The following is a 19,004-nucleotide window of genomic DNA, read 5'->3' on the forward strand; positions in this document are numbered from 1 at the left end:
TCCTGATGAGGCCAGAGCCCATGACCGCTTCCACCCCGGACGGAACCGCTGCCCCGATCTCTACGTCGCAGGACGGCGACGCGCTTGCCCGGCGGCTTGCCGCCGCGGGCGCACGGGTGGGGGCGGCCGGGCTCGACGCCCTGCTGGCCGGCATTGATGCCGCGGCATCGCCCGCCGGCGACCTGCGCTGGGTGGATCTGGTGCTGGGCCGCGGGCCGCATGATCCGGAGCTGGTCGCGGCGCTGGTCGCCCGGCGGGCCGAGGTCGCGGCCCGGCTGGAGGACGGGCTCTGGGACGAGGCGCCGGACACGGCCGGCCGGGTGGCAAGGCTGCGGCTGCGGCTGGAAGCGGCCGGTGTCGACGGTTTCATCGTGCCCCGCGCCGACGAGCATCAGGGCGAATACGTGCCGCGGGCGGCCGAACGGCTGGCCTGGATCACCGGTTTCCACGGCTCGGCCGGGACCGCGGTCATCCTGAAGGACCGGGCCGCCATCTTCGTCGACGGCCGCTATACCATCCAGGCCGGGCAGGAGGTCGACGGTCGGGTGTTCGAGCGCTGCCATGTGGTGGAGCGCACGCCGATCGCCTGGATCGCCGAAACCGCCGGGCGCGGTGCGCGGATCGGCTATGATCCGCGCCTGCACACCCCGGCCGAGATTTCGCGCTGGCAGCGCGTGCTGGCGCGTGCGGGCGTCGAGCTTGCGGCGCTGGAGGGCAACCCGCTGGATGCCGTCTGGAACGGCCGCGCGGCCATGCCGCTCGCCCCCGTGGTGCCCCATGACGAGGCCTTTGCGGGGGAGAGCGTGGCATCGAAGCGCACGCGCATCGGCGAGGCGATCGCCGCCGCCGGCGCCGATGCCTATCTGATCACCATGCCCGAGGAACTGGCCTGGCTGCTCAACATCCGCGGCGCCGACGTGCCCTGCACGCCGCTGCCGCTGGGCTTCGGCCTGATCGCCAGCGACGGCGAGGCGCAGATCTTCATCGACCGCCGCAAGCTGACGCCCGAGGTGATCGACCATCTGGCGGGCGAGGCGCGCGTGGCCGGGGTCGAGGCCCTGGGGGCGGCCCTCGACGACTGTGCCGGCCGGCGGGTGCTGATCGATCCCACCACCGCCAATGTCTGGGCCGATCACCGGCTGAAACAGGCGGGGGCGACGGTGGTGGAGGGCAACTCGCCGATCTCGCTGCCCAAGGCGCGCAAGAATGCGGTGGAACTGGCGGGCACGCGGGCGGCGCATCTGCGCGATGCCGGCGCGCTGGTCACCTTCCTTGCCTGGATCGCGGCCGAGGCGCCCAAGGGCCATCTGACCGAGCTTGATGCCGCGGCCGAACTCGGCCGGCTGCGCGCCGGGCTCGATCACTACCGGGGCATGAGCTTCGAGACCATTTCGGCCTCGGGTCCCCATGCCGCCATGGCCCATTACCGGGTGAATGAGCGCAGCAACCGGCGGCTGGAGCCCGGGCAGATCTATCTGGTCGACAGCGGCGGCCAGTATCTGGACGGGACCACCGACGTCACCCGCACCGTGGCGGTGGGGGATCTGCCGGGAGAGGTGGCAGAGGCTTTCACCCGCGTGCTGAAGGGCCATATCGCGGTGGCGGTGGCGCGCTTCCCGGCCGGCACCACCGGTGCCCAGCTCGACGTGCTGGCCCGGCGCGATCTCTGGGCGGCGGGGCTGGATTTCGACCATGGCACCGGCCACGGCGTCGGCAGTTATCTGTCGGTGCATGAAGGCCCGCAGCGGATCTCCAAACTGTCGACCCAGCCGCTGGAGCCGGGGATGATCCTGTCCGACGAACCCGGCTATTACGAGCCCGGCCGCTATGGCATCCGGATCGAGAATCTGCTGGTGGTGCGGGACGAGGGCACGGGTTTCGCCGGCCGGCGCTTCCTGGGCTTCGAGACCCTGACGCTTGCCCCCATCGACCGCAGCCTGATCCGGGTGGACATGCTGACCGCCGACGAAATCGCCTGGGTGGATGCCTATCACGCGCGAGTGCTGGCCGAGGTGTCGCCCCTGGTCGACGACGGTGTCAGGGGCTGGCTCGCCGCGGTGACCAGGCCGCTCGCCGCCGGCTGATCCGGCGGCGGGGCGGCTTCGGTCTGCTGCCCCCGATCAGCGCTTGGGCGTCTGGTCGGGGTCGTCGAAAGACAGCCGTTTGCGGTCCAGCTCGCGCCGGGCCCGGTTCTGTTCCGCGTCGCGCAGCTCGCGCTGCAGGCGGCTCTGCCCGAAACGGGCGCGGTTCTCGGCCGCCCGGGCTTCCTTGGCCGCACGCTCACGCTGTTTGCGCACGGCATTGAGGTTGATGACGTCACCCATGGCCGACGTCTCCTCCGGCAGATCTGCCGCGGACATCGCCGGTCACGGGCGGAGTTGCCCATGGGCGCGGCCCCGGCTAGGGTCAAGGACGCCGCAAGGGCGGCGCTGCCGGCGAGGGCCGGCGGGAAGAGAATCTAGGGCGGGGACCGCCGTCCTGCGAGGGGCATTCTGAAGGGGAGGCCGCGCAGGATTGCGGCCACAGTCCCGACCGGGGCGCCCTGAGGACTGACCGGAACGCCAGAAGGAACGGAGAGGCGATGTCGTTCGCCCGTATCGTGATCACGACCGGTGTGATCGCCGTGGCCGGATTGGCCGCGGCGGGGGTTGCCGGCGCCGTCTGGCTGCCCGGCCGGGATCTGCGCGAGGTCTCGCCGGCCACCGCCCGGGGTTTTGTCGGCCGGCTGGCCGATGCCACCGGTGCCCGGGTATCGGTGGCGGGGCCGATCACGCTCCGGATCTTTCCGATGCCGGAACTGGGCCTCGACGACGTCCTGATCGGCGATGACCCGCAGACCGCCTTTGCCGCCGACCAGCTCTCGATCGGCCTCGGTTTCGGCGACCTGCTGGGCAACGGGCTCACCCCCCGCCGGGTGGTGCTCGACGGACCACGCCTGGCCCTCGATGAAGGTCCGCAGGCGGCGGCAGGGCCTGCCACGCCGGCGGCGGCCGCCGCCTCCTTCCTGATCGCCGGGGCGCCCGACCTCACCATTCGCAACGGCATTCTGGATCTCGGCCTCGGCGGCGGGCGGCGGGTGCTGCTCGACGGGGTGGAGGCGGAAAGCCGGGCCCTGTCGGGCGGCGGCCGGGAACTGGCCGGGCGGGTTTCGGCGGGGGGCGTGCCGATCCTGGTGGAGATGCGGCTGGGATCGGCCGACCGCGAGGGCGTGCGTGCCGTTGCCGGCCGGGCCACGCTCACCGCCGGCGGCGCTGCGGTCACCTATGACGGCCGGATCCTGCCCGGCGGTTTCGACGGCGATATCGACCTCAGGGCCGGTGATGCCGGCGTGCTGGCCGGGCTCGTCTCCGATGTTTCGGGTGCAACCACCCCGCCGCCCGTGCCCTTCGGTCTGCCACTGCGGCTGACCGGCGCGCTGCGCGTCGATCAGGACGGCGCCCGCCTCACCCGCGGCGAGATGAGCCTGGGCGACAGCCGGGCGGAGGGGGAGCTTTCCTGGCTGCCCGACGGCATGGCCGGCGGTGTTACAGCCCGCATCGACTTCGGCCGTCTGGATGCCGGCCCCTGGATCGAGGCCGCTTCGGTACCGGGGGCCGCGGCGGCCCTGCTCGGCGCGCTGCCGGCCAGCCTGGACCTCTCGGCGGCCTCTGTCGCAACCGGGATGGCGGCCATGCCGGCGCTCTCCGATCTCGCCGTCACGCTGAAACGTGATCCGCGCACCGGCGGCGATGTGCTGATGCCGGCCTTCTCGGTCGAAAGCCCGGCCGGCGCCACCCGGCTGGATGCCGAGGGGCGTGTGGGCCAGCGGGCCGGCGGGCTGGGCTTCGACGGCATCATGACGCTGGAGGCCCGCTCGGTCTCGGGCCTGATCGCGGCCTTCAACGGCGGCGAGCAGCCGGCCGTGGCCCCGGGCCGGCTCGGCCGGATGGCGCTCAGGGCCACGGCGGCATTTGCCCCCGGCGGGCTCGGCCTGACCGATCTCTCGGGCACCTTCGACGGGGCCGAGGTGTCGGGCGGGCTCTCGGCCGCATGGGGCGGGCCCGACGATGCCTGGCGGCTGGGCGGCCGGGTCGCCTTCGACCGGCTCAATCTCGACGCCTATATGACCGGCCGCGATGCGGTGGCCGATGCCGACCGGATCGCGCTCAGCGGTCTGCCCGCCCATGGCGGCGGCCGGCTGCGCCTGGAAGCGGGCGAGGCGGTCTGGCGCGGCGATGCCGTGCGCGATGTCCGGGTGGACGTCACCTTCGACGACCGCATGGCCGAAGGCGTGGTCCGCCATGCCGATCGCGCCGCCGCCACCACACCCTTCCTGCCCCGCGGCGCCTCCTGAGCCCCGACATACGCAACGGCCGCAGCCGGTTTCCCGACTGCGGCCGTTGCGTGCTTCGTCTGTCTTCATGCCCCGGTGCCGCTCAGCGGCACCCAGCCGCCATTGAGACGGCGGCCAAGGCCACGCGAGCGGCCGCTTGGGCCGAGGGGCTGAAAAAGACTCAGATGTCGCGCCAGGCGACCGGGCGGCCGCCGGCGTCGTTCACCAGCTTGCCACCTTCGTCCTGGGCGGCGATGTAGCGGCCGTGGCCGACATTCGAGCCGACATACAGGACCGGCTTCACCTTCTTGCCGTCGAAGATCTTTTCGACCGCAGCGGCGCCGCGGTTCTTCGGGTTGTTCTTGCTGCCCATGGCACCATTTCCTCAAGGTACGGGCGCCCGCCTTGCGGCGTTCGCCACGCGGGCCGTGCCCGCTCTGACCGTATGCCCGGGACACGACCACGCCCGCGGCGACCCCTTCCTGGCGGGGAAGAGGACGGCAGGCGAGAACGGACCGGAACCGGTCGGGATACGGGCTCCCGCCGCCTGCTGACGGCGCGGCCCTGCTGTAACCCGCGATTTGTGCGTCAAACCGGGCCGAAGGTCAAGAGCCGAGCCCGGCATTGTCTGCATGGGTCGCGTGGTTGGTCTTCAACCATGCGATGGCTTCCGCTGGCGCTGGCCGTCAGCGCTGGACAGGGACATGGCCAGAGTGTCCAATGGTGGCATTGCCGCAACGCGGTGCGAGACGAAAATGTCGCAGTCGCCGCCGGAATCGCCGGCCCCCTTGCCGCGGGCCACGGATGGTGCGACGAATGGCGGCCCGGGGAACCGGGGCGCATCCAGAAAAGCCGGAGGGTCGGATCGCGGTCCGGGCCGGCAGGGGCCGATCGACGGGATGGACCTTCGCATGACACGGGCGGGCAGCAGACGGGCGGGAGCGGTGGTTTTCGCGGCCATGGCGACGCTGTTGCTGGCAGCCTGCGCAAGCCCCGGCACCGGGCCTGCACCGGATGTCCAGGTCGGCCGGACCTTCACCGGCAATTATCTGGCCGGGCGTCATGCCCAGACCCGTGATGATTTCACCGCCGCGGCGGCCTTCTATCGCGCAGCGCTCGATCAGGCGCCGCAGGATCCGGAATTGCTGCGCCGCGCCATGCTGTTGACCGCGGGCGAGGGCAACATCACCCAGGCGCTGGACTATGCGAAGCGCGTGCGCGCGCTGGAGCCGGCCGCCCCTTTCGCTGATCTGCTGCTGATCCTGGACCGCATCCAGGCGGGTGAGCTGATCGAAGCCGAACGCATGGCCGATCGCATGGATCGTGGCGGTGTCAACGCGCTGCTGGCCCCCGTGGTCGATGCCTGGGTACGGTTCGGCCGCGGCCGTTCGGGAGAGGCGGTCACGGCGCTCGACCGGCTGGCCGGCACGCCCGCCTTCGCCACCTATCGCTATTATTATGCGGCGCTGATCCACGATCTGGCCGGGCAGGATGCCGGGGCGCGGGCGAATTACGAGGTCGCGCTGTCGAGCGGCGGCCCGACACCCGTGCGGCTGATCCAGGCCTATGCCTCGCATCTGATCCGCACCGGCAATCGCGAGCAGGCCGCCGATCTCTATCGCCAGATGCTGCGCGATGCGCCCGAAAGCACGACGCTGCGCCGGGCGCTGGCGTGGATCGAGGCGGGCGAAGAGCTGCCGCGGCTGGTGCCCGACTACAAGGCCGGCATCGCCGAGGCGCTCTATGGCGTCGCCGGCCTGCTGCTGCGCGATCAGGTGCTGGGCGCTGCGCTGTTCTACGGCCGGCTCGCTTTGTTCATGCGCCCCGATTTCGCCGATGCCCGCTATCTGGTGGGGGAGGTCTACGAGCGGGCGGGCGATCATCGCGCGGCTCTGGATACCTTCCGCAAGATCGACGACAGCGGTGCCGTTGCCGAGGCGGCGGCGATCCGCATCGCCGACAATCTCGCAGCCTCTGGCGATATCGACGGGGCCGAGGCACTGCTGGAAGAGCGGGTGGCCGCCGGCCAGAAGGATGCGGCGATCAGTCTGGCCGAGCTCTATCGCCGGCAGGAACGCTGGGACGATGCCGCTCGCGCCTATAGCAGCGCGCTCGCCGCCCTGGCCGATCCCGGCCCTGAACACTGGGACCTGTTCTATGCCCGCGGCGTTGCCTATGAACGCGCCGGCCGCTGGCCCGAGGCAGAGTCCGACTTCCTGAAGGCGCTGCAGCTGTCGCCCGATCAGCCCCTGGTGCTGAATTATCTGGGCTATTCCTGGGTCGAGAAGGGCATGCATCTGGATCGCGCCCGGGCGATGCTGGAAAAGGCGGTGGCCCTGCGGCCGCGCGACGGCTTCATCGTCGACAGCCTTGGCTGGGCGCTGTTCCAGATGGGCGATTACGAGGGGGCGGTCGCCCGGCTGGAGCAGGCGGTGCTGTTGCAGCCCAACGATCCCACGATCAACGATCATCTGGGCGATGCCTATTGGCGGGTGGGGCGCGAGCGCGAGGCCCGCTTCCAGTGGAGCCATGCCCTGGTCTTCGACCCCGAGCCCGCGCAGGCCGAGATCATCCGCGACAAGCTGGCCCGTGGCCTGCCGCCGGCGCCCGCGGGCAGCGTGATCCCCGTCGCGGCTCCCGCCCCCAAGTGACCGCCCCTCCCCAACGGATGCTCTCCACCCTGGCGCCCGCCAAGATCAACCTGCACCTGCACGTCACCGGCCGCCGGGATGACGGCTATCACCTGCTCGACAGCCTGGTGGTCTTTGCCGGGGCAGGGGACCGGGTGGAGGTGGATCCGCGTCCGGTGCCGGCGGACACAACCACCGGTTTCGACCTTGAAGGCCCCTTCGCCACGGCACTCGGCGATACGGCCTCGGCCGACAATCTCGCCATGCGCGCCGCCGCCGGGCTCGCCGCCCGGCTCGGCCGGCCGCTGCCGGCCCGGATCCGGCTCGACAAGCATCTGCCGGTCGCAAGCGGTATCGGCGGCGGCTCCACCGATGCCGCGGCCGTGCTGCGCCTGCTGGGCCAGGCCTGGGGTGCGGGCGCGGATGACCTTCAGGCCGTGGCCGAAGGCCTGGGTGCCGACGTGCCGATGTGTGTCACCGCCACCCCCTGCCGCGTGACCGGGGTGGGCGAGGTGGTCGCACCGCTCGACGCGCCGGCCGCCGAGGCTTTCGCGCGCCTGCACATCCTGCTGGTGAACCCGCTGGTGCCGCTGTCGACCCCGGCCGTGTTCCGCGCCCGCGCCGCCTCGGGCGCCGGTTTCACGTCCGCAGCCCGGCTGCCGGCCCCCGACATCGCCGATATCGGCGCATGGCTGGCGGCGCTCGGGGCGGCCGGCAACGACCTGTCGGGCGCCGCCCGCAGCCTGGTGCCTGAAATTGCCGAGGCGGAGGCGGCACTTGGCCGGATGGCGGGGGCATGTTTCACGCGCATGTCCGGATCGGGCGCCACCTGTTTTGCCCTCTTCACCGAAGCCGCTGCCGCTGAAGCCGCATGCAGCCTGATCTCCGCTGCCCGGCCCGGCTGGTGGACCGCCACCGGTCCGCTGCTTGCCGGCCCGCCCGAAATCCGTGAAACCCCCGCCCGATCCGGTTGAAAGCCGTCCGGGTCCGTACTATGTTGCAGCCCGCGCGATGGGGCGTGGCCAAGCGGTAAGGCAACGGGTTTTGGTCCCGTGATCCCAGGTTCGAATCCTGGCGCCCCAGCCATATCCGGTATCGGATCCTGACCGCCTGCTGGCGCCGGTCACCCCGCTTAATCCTCCGCCCCCCAATCCTCGACGCGCAGCCCCGCTACGCGTGCGAAGTCCCGCATGTTGTTGGTGACCAGGATGCAATCGGCGGCCAGGGCATGGCCGGCGATCATCATGTCGTTGCCGCCGATCGGCGTGCCCCTGGCGACGAGATCCTGTCTGATCCGCGTGGCGTGTTCCGCCGCGGCCGCATCCCAGGGCAGGATGGCGGAGAGGCGGGCGAGGAATGCCTCCACCAGCCGTGCATGCCGGGGGGACGCCTTACGCCCGGTTGTGCTGAGCAGCATCTCGTAATAGGTGATGACCGAAACGACGATCTGATGCTGGTCGTCGACGGCCGCCTGCAATCGTTCAAGCACGACGACCGGCCGTTCGCGCATGATGTAGGAACAGATATTGGTGTCGAGCATATAGACCGCAGGCATCAGCGCGTGCCGGTCTTGTCGTCCGGCAGATCACCGTCGAGAGAAAAGCGTCCCTCTTGAATCAGGTCCGGACGCTCACGCAGGAAATCCCGGTTCGCCTCTGCCTCCGGTTCCTCGGCAAATGACAGCCAGTCGGGCCGTACGGGGCGCAGCAGGATGGTGTCGCCCTGTTTTTCGATCGTCAGTTCCGTCACGCCCTGAAACTCGAAATCCTTGGGCAGGCGGATCGCCTGATTGCGATTGTTGCGGAAGATGGACACGGTGCGCGGCATGACGGGCCTCCGGGCTCTTGGCACAAGTATAACATATGCCTGGTATATGCCGATTTCCAGCGGGACCGCCGACCCGGTGCCCCCCCGATCCCGGCCCCCCCGATCCCGGCCCCCCGATCCCGGCCATGTCATCCACCCCCGCCCTGATATAGACTGAGCCGATTTCCACCATCTGCGGGGCAGGGCGGCGCATGACCGCGGATGCGGCCGGACCGGCACGGAACACACCCGTTCAGGCTCCCCCCATTCAGAGCACCGAGGCCGCCTATCGGCGGCTGGTGGATCTGATTTCCGACGTGCTGGAAGGCCGCGGCGGGCTCGACCGGCTGTCGACGATGATGGGCGACGTGCCGGCGATCTTCGAGGCGATGGGCGCGGCCGGCTTCGCTGATGAAGGCGTGATGCTGGTGCTGGATCCCGCCGGGCGGGTGCTCAGCCGCAATGCCGCCGCCGCGCGGCGTCTGGCGCTGGAGGTGGGCGACGAGCTGGGCGCGGTGGTGCTGACGCCCGGCAGCCATGCCGCCTTTCTTGAAACCGTGCGCCGCACGGGCGAGGCCGGGGCGCTGTTCGTGGCCGATATGCGGGGGCGGACCCTGCTGCTGGCCGGCATGGCGCCGGAGCGCGGCGGCGACATTCTGCTGGTCGAATGCCGGCGTGGCCAGGACACCGCGCTGGAGGCGCGGCTGACCGCGGTTTTCGGGCTGATCCCGTCCGAGCTGCGGGTGCTGTTCGGGCTGATGGACGGCCGCGATATCGAGGCGATCGCCGCCGGGACCGGTCGCAAGCCGGCGACCATCCGCCAGCTGGTCAAGGCGGTGCTCGCCAAGATGGGCGTGCACAGCCAGACCCAGGCGGTGGCGCTCGCCTATTCGCTGATGCTGACGGCCGAGCGGTTGAGCGACAGCGGCCCGCGCCTCCACGCCCCCTCGGCCGCGTCCCTGCTGGAGCCGACCGCCGATGGCCCCGTGCCGGTGCACCGTTTCGGTCGGCCGGGCGGGTTTCCGGTGCTGTTGCTGCATGGCGCGCTGTTCGGCATCGCCGCCCAGCCCGACATCCGCCATGCCGCCCGGACCCTGGGACTGGACGTGATCGCCCCCGTCCGCCCCGGCTATGGTGCGGCACCGCTGGCGGCGGGCGAAGACCCCCTGCCGCTGGCGGTCGCCCGGATCGACGCCATTCTGGATCGCCAGGGCATCGACCGTGTGGTGGTGGTGGCCCATGACATCGGTACCCGTTTCGCGATCGAGTGTGCCCTGCGCCGACCCGACCGGGTGGCGGGGATCGTTGCCGCCCCGGCCACACCGCCGATGCGCGGTTGGGATCAGACCTCGGACATGCCGCTGCGCCACCGCGTGAATGCCTGGGCCTCGCAGAAGATGCCGGCGCTGATGGACAAGATCGTCGGGCTGGGCATTACCCAGGTTGCCCGCAAGGGGGTGGAGCTTATCCCGGGTCTGGTGTTCAGCGACTGCGGGTTTGACCGGGATCTTTGGGCCGACCAGCGGTTTGCCCCGTCGCTTCAGGAATGTTTTGCCCTGGTCTCCGGCCAGAGAGGGCTTGGGTTCCGCCACGACATGCGGCTGACCAACGAGGACTGGAGCGATCTGGCACCGCGCGTCACCTGCGAGGTGTTGCTGCTGCATGGCGAGCGGAGCCAGACCGTCTCGCGCCAGGCGGTGGTGGAGCTGGCGGACATGCTGCCGGCCGGCCGTTTCCAGCCCGTCACCGATGCCGGCCACACCCTGCCGCTCAGCCATGGCGACATGGTGTTCCGCCAGGCTTTGCTGCTCGCCGGCCGGGCGGGCCTCTCCGAACGGTTGTGATTCTCACCCAAACCGCTACCCCCTACCATCTGCCATCCCCCTACCATGTGGTAGTATGCCCTTTCTCTGATCATCGTTAATTTTCCGTCAACGGCCGCAGCAAGCCGGCCGGACCGGCACAACGGGCAGATCGGGAGCAGATGCGCATGAAGCCTGCCGCACGAACACGCGGCATGCATGCGGCCGCACTTGGCCTCATGCATGCGATGGCGATCGGGATGTGTACGATCGCAACAGTCGGCCCGGCGGGGGCGGCGGATGCAGCACCCCAGGGCCCGGCGACGATCGTGGTCATGGATGGCTCGGGCTCGATGTGGGGGCAGATCGACGGGCGGCCGAAGCTGGAGATCGCCCGCGAGACGGTGGCCGCGGTGCTGGAGGGCGTCGATCCTGCGCGTGCCCTGGGCCTGATCGCCTATGGCCATCGTCGCAAGGGCGATTGCGCCGATATCGAACTGCTGGTGCCGCCGGCCCCCGGCACGGCCGGGGCCATCCGCCAGGCCGTGGACGGGATGCGTTTCCTCGGCAAGACGCCGCTGTCCGCCGCCGTCCACCAGGCCGCAGAGGCGCTGCGCTATACCGAGGATGCCGCCACCGTGGTGCTGGTGACCGACGGGCTGGAGACCTGCGCCGCCGACCCCTGCGCGCTGGGGGCCGAGCTGGAGGCCGCGGGTGTCGACTTCACCACCCATGTCATCGGCTTCGGCCTGACGAAGGAAGAGGGGGCGGGCGTCGCCTGCCTCGCCGACGCCACCGGCGGCCGCTACCTCGAAGCGTCCGACGCCGCGACGCTCGCGACCGCTCTGGCCGAGACGGTTGCCGCCGCGCCGCCACCCGAGGCCCCGACGCGGACCCACTTCCCCGGCGCCGTGATGATGCCGGATATCGCGCTGGAGCCGACCGGCCAGACCGTCGGCCCGGATGCAGAGGCGCCGGCCGAGCTGCCGTTCCCGCCCGACGGCACCATTGCCCGATGCGCGGCCAGCTGCGAGGGTGACAGGCTCTGTGCCGCCTGGCGTTACGAGCCCAAGGGCAGCTACTTCGTCGATCACGCCCGCTGCTTCCGCTTCGCCTACGGCACCGAAATGGACATGCGCAGTTTCGACCCGTCGGAAGGCTGGGCCTCGGGCATGAAGCCCGATGCCGAATTGCTGATCCGGCCATATACGGCGGCGGAGGCGATATCCGGGACCGTCCCGGTGGTGATCCGGATCGCTGCGCCCCATGCCGGACTGCCGGTCGGCTGGTCGGCGGTGCCGCTGGGCGGCCAGGCGGCCGAGGCGGTGGCGATGCCCGAGGCCATCACCGGCGACTGGCAGACCATGCTCGAACCCGGCGCCTGGCAGGTGGAGGGGGAGGCCCCGACCGGTGCCCGCTTCACGGGGCGCATCGAGGTTTCGGCTGCGGATGGCGGCGCCGCGCAGGTCTTCGATCTGCCGCAATCCCGGGGGCCGACGCTCGAAACCGACGGAATGGGAGAGGACGCAGCCGCCCCGGCGGGCGGGGCGGCTCCGCGATGATGGGCCTGTTGCAATGGTTCGTGTTCTTCTGGGTGCTGCTGATCTGCATCGCCTCGCAGGCCTGAACCGCACCCGGCCGGGGCCGCGATCAACCCGGCGGACCGGTCAGGAAGCTGCGCCGCCACGACCACCAGCCGCCGGGGTCGGCCACCAGCTCGGCCAGCGGCATCAGGCTCCGGCCGCTGCGGGGGTCGTCTACCTGCACCCGGTCATCCGCGGCGATGCCGGAAATCGCCACCAGATGGGCGCCGCCGAACCCCAGCGCGATCTCGGCCGCGATCACCCGGCCGGCGGTGATCTCGGCCCGGATTTCCTCTGTCGTCAGCGGCCGGTCGATCCGCGTCTTCAGCAGGCCCAGCGCCTGAAGCACCGCCTCGGCCGGGGCCGGTTTCGGATCGAACCGGCCGAAGATCCGGATCACCAGATCCCGCTGCCCCGGCGCATCCTCCAGGCCGTAATGGGCGGCAAGGGCACTGCCCAGCGCCGCCCAGCACAGGCAGGGCGCGATCTGCGGCTCCAGCCGGAAGGCCAGATGACAGCTCCGGGGCGGGGTCATCAGATCCCGTCCGGCATCGAAACCGCCAGCGCGCCGCAGGCCTCCAGCCGGCGCACCGCCGCCAGCAGCACCGGCCGGTCCAGCCCGGTCCGCGCCTGCAGATCGGCGAAGACCAGGCCATCGGTCGCGGTCAGGGCCATGGCGGCCGGGTCGTCCGCCGCCACCACCAGCTGCGGCCGCACCCGCCGGAACCGCACCGCCAGCCGGCCGTCGGCCGCGCGGTCGATGGCATCGATCCCCGGCCCCGGCCCGATCCGGCAGCGGTCGAGCAGATCCGCCGCCTGTGCCGCCGTCAGCACCAGATCCCGGTCGCGGAAGCGCAGCCGGGCGCAGCCCTGGCGCAGGGCCAGGCCGATCAGCTCGGGCAGCCGCACCGGCATATCGGTGCCGAAGCCGCCATCGACCAGGATGCAGGCATCGGCCGGCGCCATCGGCGCCGGGCTCAGCCGGGACAGGATCCGCGCGGTAAGCGCCCCCAACCGGCCGCCGTCGCGCCCCGCCTCTGCCCGCCCGGGCTGGTCCTCTTCCACAGGGCGCGGGCGGATCAGCACCCCCCAGCCGGGGCCGCCCCAGGCGGTGCACCCGGAGGCGATCCCCTCCGCCCGCCGCCATCTCGGGCCGTCCTCCGCCGGGTTGCGGGCCAGGTCGTCGAAGGGCGGTCCGATCATCTCCAGCAGCGCGGTCAACCGGCCCAGCAGATGATCGTCGACCCGGGCAACCAGTTCGCCGCCCGGAACCGCCCCCATCGCGCGGGCCACCCGGGGGGCCAGGGCTTCGGGCACGGTCATAGACAGCCAGTGCAGGGCCGCGCGCAGGGTGGTGATCAGGGCTTCGGCAATCCGCCCCTCGGCCTGTTCCAGCCCGGCCTGGCAGACCGCCAGATAAAGCTGGTCGCTTTCCGAACGCAGGCCCAGCGTGATCGCGAAGGCGCGCTCGTAACAGGCCCGCGCCTCGGGGATCTGGCCGGCCTGGCGGTGCAGCCGGGCCAGGTTGATGGCGTTGATATAGCCGAGATGCCAGTCCGGCGGGTCGAAGCCGCGCAGCCGGGCCTCGATCTGGTGCTCGAAGGCGAAGGCATCGTCGATCCGGCCGGTGCGCAGCTTCGCCAGCGCCGAAATGTTCAGCAGATACAGCCACATCGGGTCGCGGTCGGCCGGCGTGGCCAGGGCGCGGGCCTCGCCGAACAACCGGTCGGCCTCGGCCGGCCGGCCGGTCATCACCAGCCCCCAGGCCTTGGCGGTGGCAAGCTCGCGGCGAAGCGGCGCCGACAGGCCCGGCTCGGGATCGGGCCGGTCGGCGGCGCCGGCGAAATCCATCACCGCGATCCGCATGGCCTGGGCCTGCGCTTCCAGTGCGCCCCGGGTTTCGGCATCCGCGGTGGCGGGCAGTGCCGCCTCGATCAGCCGCAGCGACTGTCGCCAGCCGCCCTCGGCAAAAGCCGCCGCGGCGCCGGCCGACAGGATCTCGGGCCGCCGGTCCGCAACCGGCTTCAGGGCCTCGGTGCGGGCGCGTTGCCAGAGTGGCGGGTTCGCCGGCACCTCGGTGCATCCGGCTGCCGCCGCTGCCCGCGCGCCGGGCAGGATCAGCGCCGCCCCGGCCAGGCCGGCGATGGCGGGCAGCACCGGCCAGTTGCTGCCCGGTGCCGCATCGGGCAGATCCTCCGGCCGGATAAGACCCGGCCAGATGAGACCGGGGCAATCGGGATCCGCCGGCTGCGCCACCGTCGGGGCGACCGGGCCCACGGCCGCGATCACCGCGATCGGCAGTTCGGCCGGCGCAAGTTCGTCGGCAGAAACCGGGCCTTCGGCGGGGACCGCCACCGCCACGGTCAGTTCGCTCAACCGGTTCAGCAGCCGCAGCAGCCACAGATCTTCGGCCATCCAGCCGTGATCCGCCGCCGGCCCGGCGATCAGGATCGCCCCCACCCCCTGCCGGCGCGCAGCGTCGGCGATCGCCACCGCGGCATGATGGGCGGCGAGCACGGTGGCGTCACCCATGGTCTCGCGGTCGATCAGTGCGGCCACCACCCTCTCGGCCGGCGGGCCTCCGGCAGCCTCTCCGGGGACGGGGCCCTGATCGCCCGGAAGATCCAGCCCCAGCTGCCGCCCCAGCTCGCGGGCCAGCCAGTGCCCCCGCCAGCTGCCCAGGCTCAGATCCGCCACCAGCAGCGGCCCGGCGCCGGCCAGCCGGCCAGCCAGACGGCAGAGATCGGCATCGGTTTCGCAGACCACCACGAAGGCCGGGTGCGGCGCGGGGGCGGGCGGCATCGGGCCGGACTGTGCCGAGGCGGGGGGGCGATGGCTGTCCACGTCAGACGGCCTCCCGCCCGATCGCATGCATATAGACCGTGGCGTGGTTGACGCCGTCGATGCCCAGCAGGCGATCGATCCTGCGGTCCTGGAAGCCGCCGATATTCCACACCCCCAGCTCCAGCGCGGTCGCGACCAGATTCAGGTTCTGGGCCACATGGCCCGCCTCGATCAGGGTGAAGCGATAGCCGCGGTCGCGATATTTGAAGGTGCTGCGCCGGAACAGGGCGGTCTGGAAGATGGTGACCGTGGCACCGCGGATGATCTCGGGCTGATACAGGCAGGGGGCGAAGGCCTCGGTCATGTCGCCATCCATGATCCGGCGCAGGCGGTTCGTTTCCGGATCGTAATGGTGCAGCCCGGGCTGCAGGCCGTCGACCAGGCCGCGGTCGTGGACATACAGCTCCAGCGGGAACAGCCCGCCGCCCGACGGTACATTGCGGAACGGCCGCGGGAAATGGGTGCCCTCGTTCCAGCGGTTGATGCCATAGGCGTGGTGCAGCAGCGAGGCCAGCGTCTCCAGCGCCATCGGGGTCGGCACCAGGCCGCGCGGGGTGTGGCGGCGGGCGATCGCCTCGCCCAGGCCGCGGGTGAAGGGCGGAAACCGCTCCGGCCCGGGCAGGGGCACGGCATCGGCACTGTCATAGACCAGCGCGTTTTTCAGCCGGGTCATCCAGTCCACGACCACCTGGTTGGGCAGGGCGTCGTCATAGCCCGAGGATTTGCTGTTCTCGTGAAAGGTCTCCCACAGCAGGTCGGTCTCCGCCTCGCCCCAGACGAGGTCGTCCCAGCTCGGGCCATCAGCTTTCATGGGGGGTGCTCCGCGATCGGGGGCCGGGTGGCCGTCAGGGGAAGGGATGGGGCATGGGGTTGTCGCCGGTCGACCGGTCGATGCCCGGATGGCCCAGCGCCTGGGGCACGGTCCACAACCGCCGCCCGCCCAGCGCCCGCAGGCGATAGCCCATGTAAAGCGGGTGGTAGCCGGGCACGAGCGCGCGCACCACGTGGAAGCCCAGCGCCGCGACATCGGGGGTGGCCAGATCGGCGATCAGCACGTCATGGCCGGTGCCGGCGATGGCCGTGACCACGGCATCCAGGTCGCCTGCCGGATCGCCGGTGGTGCGGTCCGGCAGGTCGGCCAGATCGATTTCCCGCGGTGAGGCATGGAGGAAATCCGCATGCCGCGCCCGGTCCGGGCTGATCCAGAAATTCACATGGCTGACCTGGCTGTAGACGTTGCGATGCCCGGGCTCGATCTCGATCCGCCCCAGCTCTCCCATCAGCTGGCGGACATAGCGTTCGGTATGGGCCAGTTCTTCCAGCGATTTGGTGGCGGCGACCAGGGGCGACAGGTCGGTCGCGGCGGCGACGGCCAGCGGCGCATTGCCCGCACGCCGGCCGCGGAGCACGGTCATGATCGTGGGGATGCGGTTGTCGTGGCTGATATTCATCATATGGACGTCGTAGCCTACCGCCACGAAGCGCCGGATGGCGTCGCGATGGGCCGGGGCCAGGCTTTCCGGGCGGATCCTCTCGCGCGAGACCATGGCCTGCCAGGTGATGGAGAAACAGTCCCGCTCCACCACCTCGCAGATCCCGCCGAGCGCCGCCTGGGCGAAGCTGCCATGGCAGGCAAGGCCGGTCGAGATGGACTGGGCCAGCGGCCATTCGTCGCCGTTGCGCGGAAACAGATAGGGCAGGTGCACGAAACAGGCCGGCACATGGCGGATCCGGCCCGAGACCAGGCTTTTCGCCGGCATCCAGCGCACGTCCGACCGGCCGTTGAAGGGCTGGTAGGTGAAGTCCGGATCGTCGAACTGGGCCGTATCGAACAGGGCGAAATCCTGGGGCGCGACGCAGTCGAACGGTGCCGCGTCATAGGGCACCATCGGGTAGTCGCGGCGGTCATAGACCGCGGCGGCATAGCGTTCGATGGCCTCGCCGATCGCCTTGGCCAGCGCGATCCCGCGCGAGGTGGAGCCGCCGCCGCCGATCGAGAAATTCTGATGGCCGGAAAAGGCGGTGGTGTCGCCGGCCGTGGTGACGTAGCGGAAATATTCGGGAGAACCGGCCTCGCGGTCATGCTCGCGGATCTCGCCCAGAATGCCGACCTTGGGGTCGTAGAGCAGGGGCACGATATCGGGCAGGGCGCCCAGCGGCCGGCGGGTGCGGATGCCGCGGCGCAGGGGCATGGCCTCCACCCTCGTTTCCACGTGGCCCTGGTGCCTGACGCGGTCCAGGCCGTCTACGCGGTCCAGGTTCTCAACGCGGGCCATCGGGACCTCCCATCGCTTCCACCTCGGCCCAGCGCTCAGGGTTCAGCACCACCTTTTCAAGCGCCAGCTTGCCGGCGTGTTTCATCGGGCTGCAGACCGGGCAGCGCGGGGCCTTCAGCACCCGGCTCGCCACCATGCTCGATCCCATCAGGTTGAGTTCGATCAGCTTGCCCACCCGGCGGGGCAGCAGGTCGGCGGCGAAGCGCAGCAGTTCGAAGGCGGCGAGCGGTGCCGCCATGGCGATCAGCGCCGGATGGGTGCCGGACACGTCCTGTCCCCGGGCCAGGATCTCTTCCATCAGGCGGCGGTCCGACGGGCGGCCCTTCAGATGGGAATTCTGCCGGGCATCCAGGCATTCCAGGCAGGCGGTCTCGTCGGGGATCGACAGGGGGCCGAGGCGCGCGGTCAGATCCTCGACGATCACCGGCAGGAAGGGGCGGTTTTCGGCGGCGGCCAGGGCATTCCAGGGCTTCAGCAGGCCAAGCCCGCCGAATTCGGCGCAGGCGACCACGATGTTGGCGGCGCCCACCGCCTCGTCGGCCTCTGCGGCATCCACGATGGTCAGCCCCGCGGGCAGGCCGCGCTCGTACAGCGCATGGTTGCGCAGCGGCACGTCGTCGATCAGCACCGCCTGCCAGGTGCCATAGCGGCCGAGATGGTCGAGCAGCGCCAGGCTGAGGGCGTTCACACCCACCAGTGCGATCCGGCCGCCGGTCGCGCTGCGGATCTGGTCGCGGGTCATGCCCAGCTGCCAGAAGAACACATCCTCGCTGTCCTCGTGGCGCGGGGCGGCATCGGTGGGGGCGCCCGGGCCGCGCAGCTCCGCCAGGCGGCGGATCGCTAGTTCGCGCAGCAGCGCATCGACCCGCGGCCGGTCGATCGGCGGGAAAAGGGCGAGGAGGTCGTGCCGGCTGCAGAATGCATCCGACGCGACCTCCTGCAGCCGGGCCACGATCTCCGCGATACCGTCGCCGTCGAGCATCAGGCGAAGGGCACCCCTGCGGATAAGCGTGCCGGCTGCGGTCTCGGCCAGTTGGAACGGTAGAAGCCGGATCAGCAGGTTGCCGTCATTCATCGATGTTACCTCGGGGCTCGGGCGTGCGGGGGGTGGAGGCCTGGCGGGCCGTCGGCGTCCGGGACGACCAGTATCCGGGACGGGTCGTGGGCCGGTCAGGCGGCGTCGGCGACCGTGTCGACCACCGCGCCGGCCGTGCAGCAGCAGGCGGGGGTGCAGGTGCAGCAGCAGCCGGCACCCACGGTTGCCGTGTCATGGCTGCCGTGGAAGGGGTGGGCGCGGAAGGCCTCTTCGATCGACTGCACGTCGCGCACCGCCAGCGCCTCGGTGCGGGTGGTGTGGTTGCCCCAGGCGAGCGCGACCAGATCGCCTTCCAGCAGCTGCGAGGCAGCGCTGGTCAGCTTGCCGTTATCGCCCCCGAGCGAGGTGATGGGCGTGCCGAAATCGGCATAATCCTTGGCGAAGTTCGTCATAAGTGCTCTCCTTTTGTCGCATGCGAGGCCGCATGGGATATTAAACCGTAGATAAATATGATCATCAACACACTACAGGCAAAAGATTCAAATCGACTCAAAAAGCGGCAATTCTGCGTTCCAATCCTTGGCTTTGGTTGTAGCAGCCTATAGCCGCGCTCGCTGCGGCTCGCACCAGTATGGGCAGGTTGTGCGGATCGTGTCACGAAGCGGTAAACGACGGACGAGATCGCCCGACCCGCGGTGATGCCGCTTGCATCCTC

16 protein-coding genes and 1 tRNA gene are annotated in these 19,004 nt (G+C 70.9%); 7 read left to right on the forward strand and 10 right to left on the reverse strand.

What is annotated here, in order from left to right:
- Window positions 1-20 precede the first annotated feature (20 nt).
- A complete protein-coding gene (locus tag P7L68_RS11590; RefSeq protein ID WP_372005451.1) occupies window positions 21-2,084 on the forward strand; it encodes an aminopeptidase P family protein in 2,064 nt (687 codons plus the stop codon).
- Between the two features lie 36 nt (window positions 2,085-2,120).
- Here P7L68_RS11590 and P7L68_RS11595 read toward each other — a convergent pair whose 3' ends face one another.
- Entirely contained in the window at window positions 2,121-2,324 is a 204-nt protein-coding gene (locus tag P7L68_RS11595; RefSeq protein ID WP_062767601.1) for a DUF4169 family protein, read from the reverse strand.
- A 257-nt stretch (window positions 2,325-2,581) separates the two neighbouring features.
- Here P7L68_RS11595 and P7L68_RS11600 point away from each other — a divergent pair, with 257 nt between their 5' ends.
- Window positions 2,582-4,333, forward strand: a complete 1,752-nt coding sequence (locus P7L68_RS11600; protein ID WP_372005453.1) for a hypothetical protein — start codon at window positions 2,582-2,584, stop codon at window positions 4,331-4,333.
- 160 nt (window positions 4,334-4,493) lie between these two features.
- Here P7L68_RS11600 and P7L68_RS11605 read toward each other — a convergent pair whose 3' ends face one another.
- Window positions 4,494-4,685, reverse strand: coding sequence for a hypothetical protein (locus P7L68_RS11605; protein ID WP_062767605.1), 192 nt, complete (start codon window positions 4,683-4,685; stop codon window positions 4,494-4,496).
- A gap of 538 nt (window positions 4,686-5,223) precedes the next feature.
- Between P7L68_RS11605 and P7L68_RS11610 the strand changes: the two genes are divergently transcribed.
- From P7L68_RS11610 to P7L68_RS11620, 3 genes are all read left to right on the forward strand, one after another.
- A complete protein-coding gene (locus tag P7L68_RS11610; RefSeq protein WP_372005455.1) occupies window positions 5,224-6,963 on the forward strand; it encodes a tetratricopeptide repeat protein in 1,740 nt (579 codons plus the stop codon).
- Window positions 6,960-7,916, forward strand: coding sequence for a 4-(cytidine 5'-diphospho)-2-C-methyl-D-erythritol kinase (locus P7L68_RS11615; RefSeq protein ID WP_372005457.1), 957 nt, complete (start codon window positions 6,960-6,962; stop codon window positions 7,914-7,916). The genes P7L68_RS11610 and P7L68_RS11615 overlap by 4 nt, the downstream gene beginning before the upstream one ends.
- Window positions 7,917-7,954: 38 nt before the next feature.
- Window positions 7,955-8,028, forward strand: a tRNA-Gln gene (locus P7L68_RS11620).
- A 46-nt stretch (window positions 8,029-8,074) separates the two neighbouring features.
- Here P7L68_RS11620 and P7L68_RS11625 read toward each other — a convergent pair.
- Both P7L68_RS11625 and vapB read right to left on the reverse strand, forming a co-directional pair.
- Complete coding sequence (locus P7L68_RS11625) at window positions 8,075-8,497, reverse strand: type II toxin-antitoxin system VapC family toxin (protein WP_372005459.1); 423 nt, start codon at window positions 8,495-8,497, stop codon at window positions 8,075-8,077.
- Entirely contained in the window at window positions 8,497-8,769 is a 273-nt protein-coding gene (gene vapB / locus P7L68_RS11630) for a type II toxin-antitoxin system VapB family antitoxin (protein ID WP_372005461.1), read from the reverse strand. The genes P7L68_RS11625 and vapB overlap by 1 nt, the downstream gene beginning before the upstream one ends.
- Before the next feature lie 191 nt (window positions 8,770-8,960).
- Between vapB and P7L68_RS11635 the strand changes: the two genes are divergently transcribed.
- Both P7L68_RS11635 and P7L68_RS11640 read left to right on the forward strand, forming a co-directional pair.
- A complete protein-coding gene (locus P7L68_RS11635) occupies window positions 8,961-10,592 on the forward strand; it encodes an alpha/beta fold hydrolase (RefSeq protein ID WP_372005463.1) in 1,632 nt (543 codons plus the stop codon).
- A 146-nt stretch (window positions 10,593-10,738) separates the two neighbouring features.
- Window positions 10,739-12,112 carry a VWA domain-containing protein gene (locus P7L68_RS11640; RefSeq protein WP_372005465.1) on the forward strand — a complete coding sequence of 458 codons (1,374 nt, stop codon included), beginning with the start codon at window positions 10,739-10,741 and terminating at the stop codon, window positions 12,110-12,112.
- Between the two features lie 88 nt (window positions 12,113-12,200).
- On the opposite strand, the gene P7L68_RS11645 is transcribed toward P7L68_RS11640, so the two are convergent.
- From P7L68_RS11645 to P7L68_RS11670, 6 genes are all read right to left on the reverse strand, one after another.
- Window positions 12,201-12,668 carry a papain-like cysteine protease family protein gene (locus P7L68_RS11645; protein ID WP_062764584.1) on the reverse strand — a complete coding sequence of 156 codons (468 nt, stop codon included), beginning with the start codon at window positions 12,666-12,668 and terminating at the stop codon, window positions 12,201-12,203.
- Window positions 12,668-14,977, reverse strand: coding sequence for a tetratricopeptide repeat protein (locus P7L68_RS11650; protein WP_372005468.1), 2,310 nt, complete (start codon window positions 14,975-14,977; stop codon window positions 12,668-12,670). The genes P7L68_RS11645 and P7L68_RS11650 overlap by 1 nt, the downstream gene beginning before the upstream one ends.
- A 1-nt stretch (window position 14,978) precedes the next feature.
- Window positions 14,979-15,788 carry a SagB family peptide dehydrogenase gene (locus P7L68_RS11655; RefSeq protein ID WP_372005470.1) on the reverse strand — a complete coding sequence of 270 codons (810 nt, stop codon included), beginning with the start codon at window positions 15,786-15,788 and terminating at the stop codon, window positions 14,979-14,981.
- Between the two features lie 34 nt (window positions 15,789-15,822).
- The gene (locus tag P7L68_RS11660; protein ID WP_372005472.1) at window positions 15,823-17,169 is read right to left on the reverse strand and encodes a YcaO-like family protein; all 1,347 of its coding nucleotides are present in this window, start codon (window positions 17,167-17,169) and stop codon (window positions 15,823-15,825) included.
- Window positions 17,170-17,239: 70 nt separating this feature from the next.
- Complete coding sequence (locus P7L68_RS11665) at window positions 17,240-18,328, reverse strand: TOMM precursor leader peptide-binding protein (protein WP_372005475.1); 1,089 nt, start codon at window positions 18,326-18,328, stop codon at window positions 17,240-17,242.
- 95 nt (window positions 18,329-18,423) lie between these two features.
- Window positions 18,424-18,741 (reverse strand): hypothetical protein, encoded by a 318-nt coding sequence (locus P7L68_RS11670; RefSeq protein WP_062764570.1) that lies wholly within the window; start codon window positions 18,739-18,741, stop codon window positions 18,424-18,426.
- Between the last annotated feature and the right edge of the window lie 263 nt (window positions 18,742-19,004).

Source organism: Tistrella mobilis, from assembly GCF_041468085.1.
GTDB classification, from domain to species: Bacteria; Pseudomonadota; Alphaproteobacteria; order Tistrellales; family Tistrellaceae; genus Tistrella; species Tistrella mobilis_A.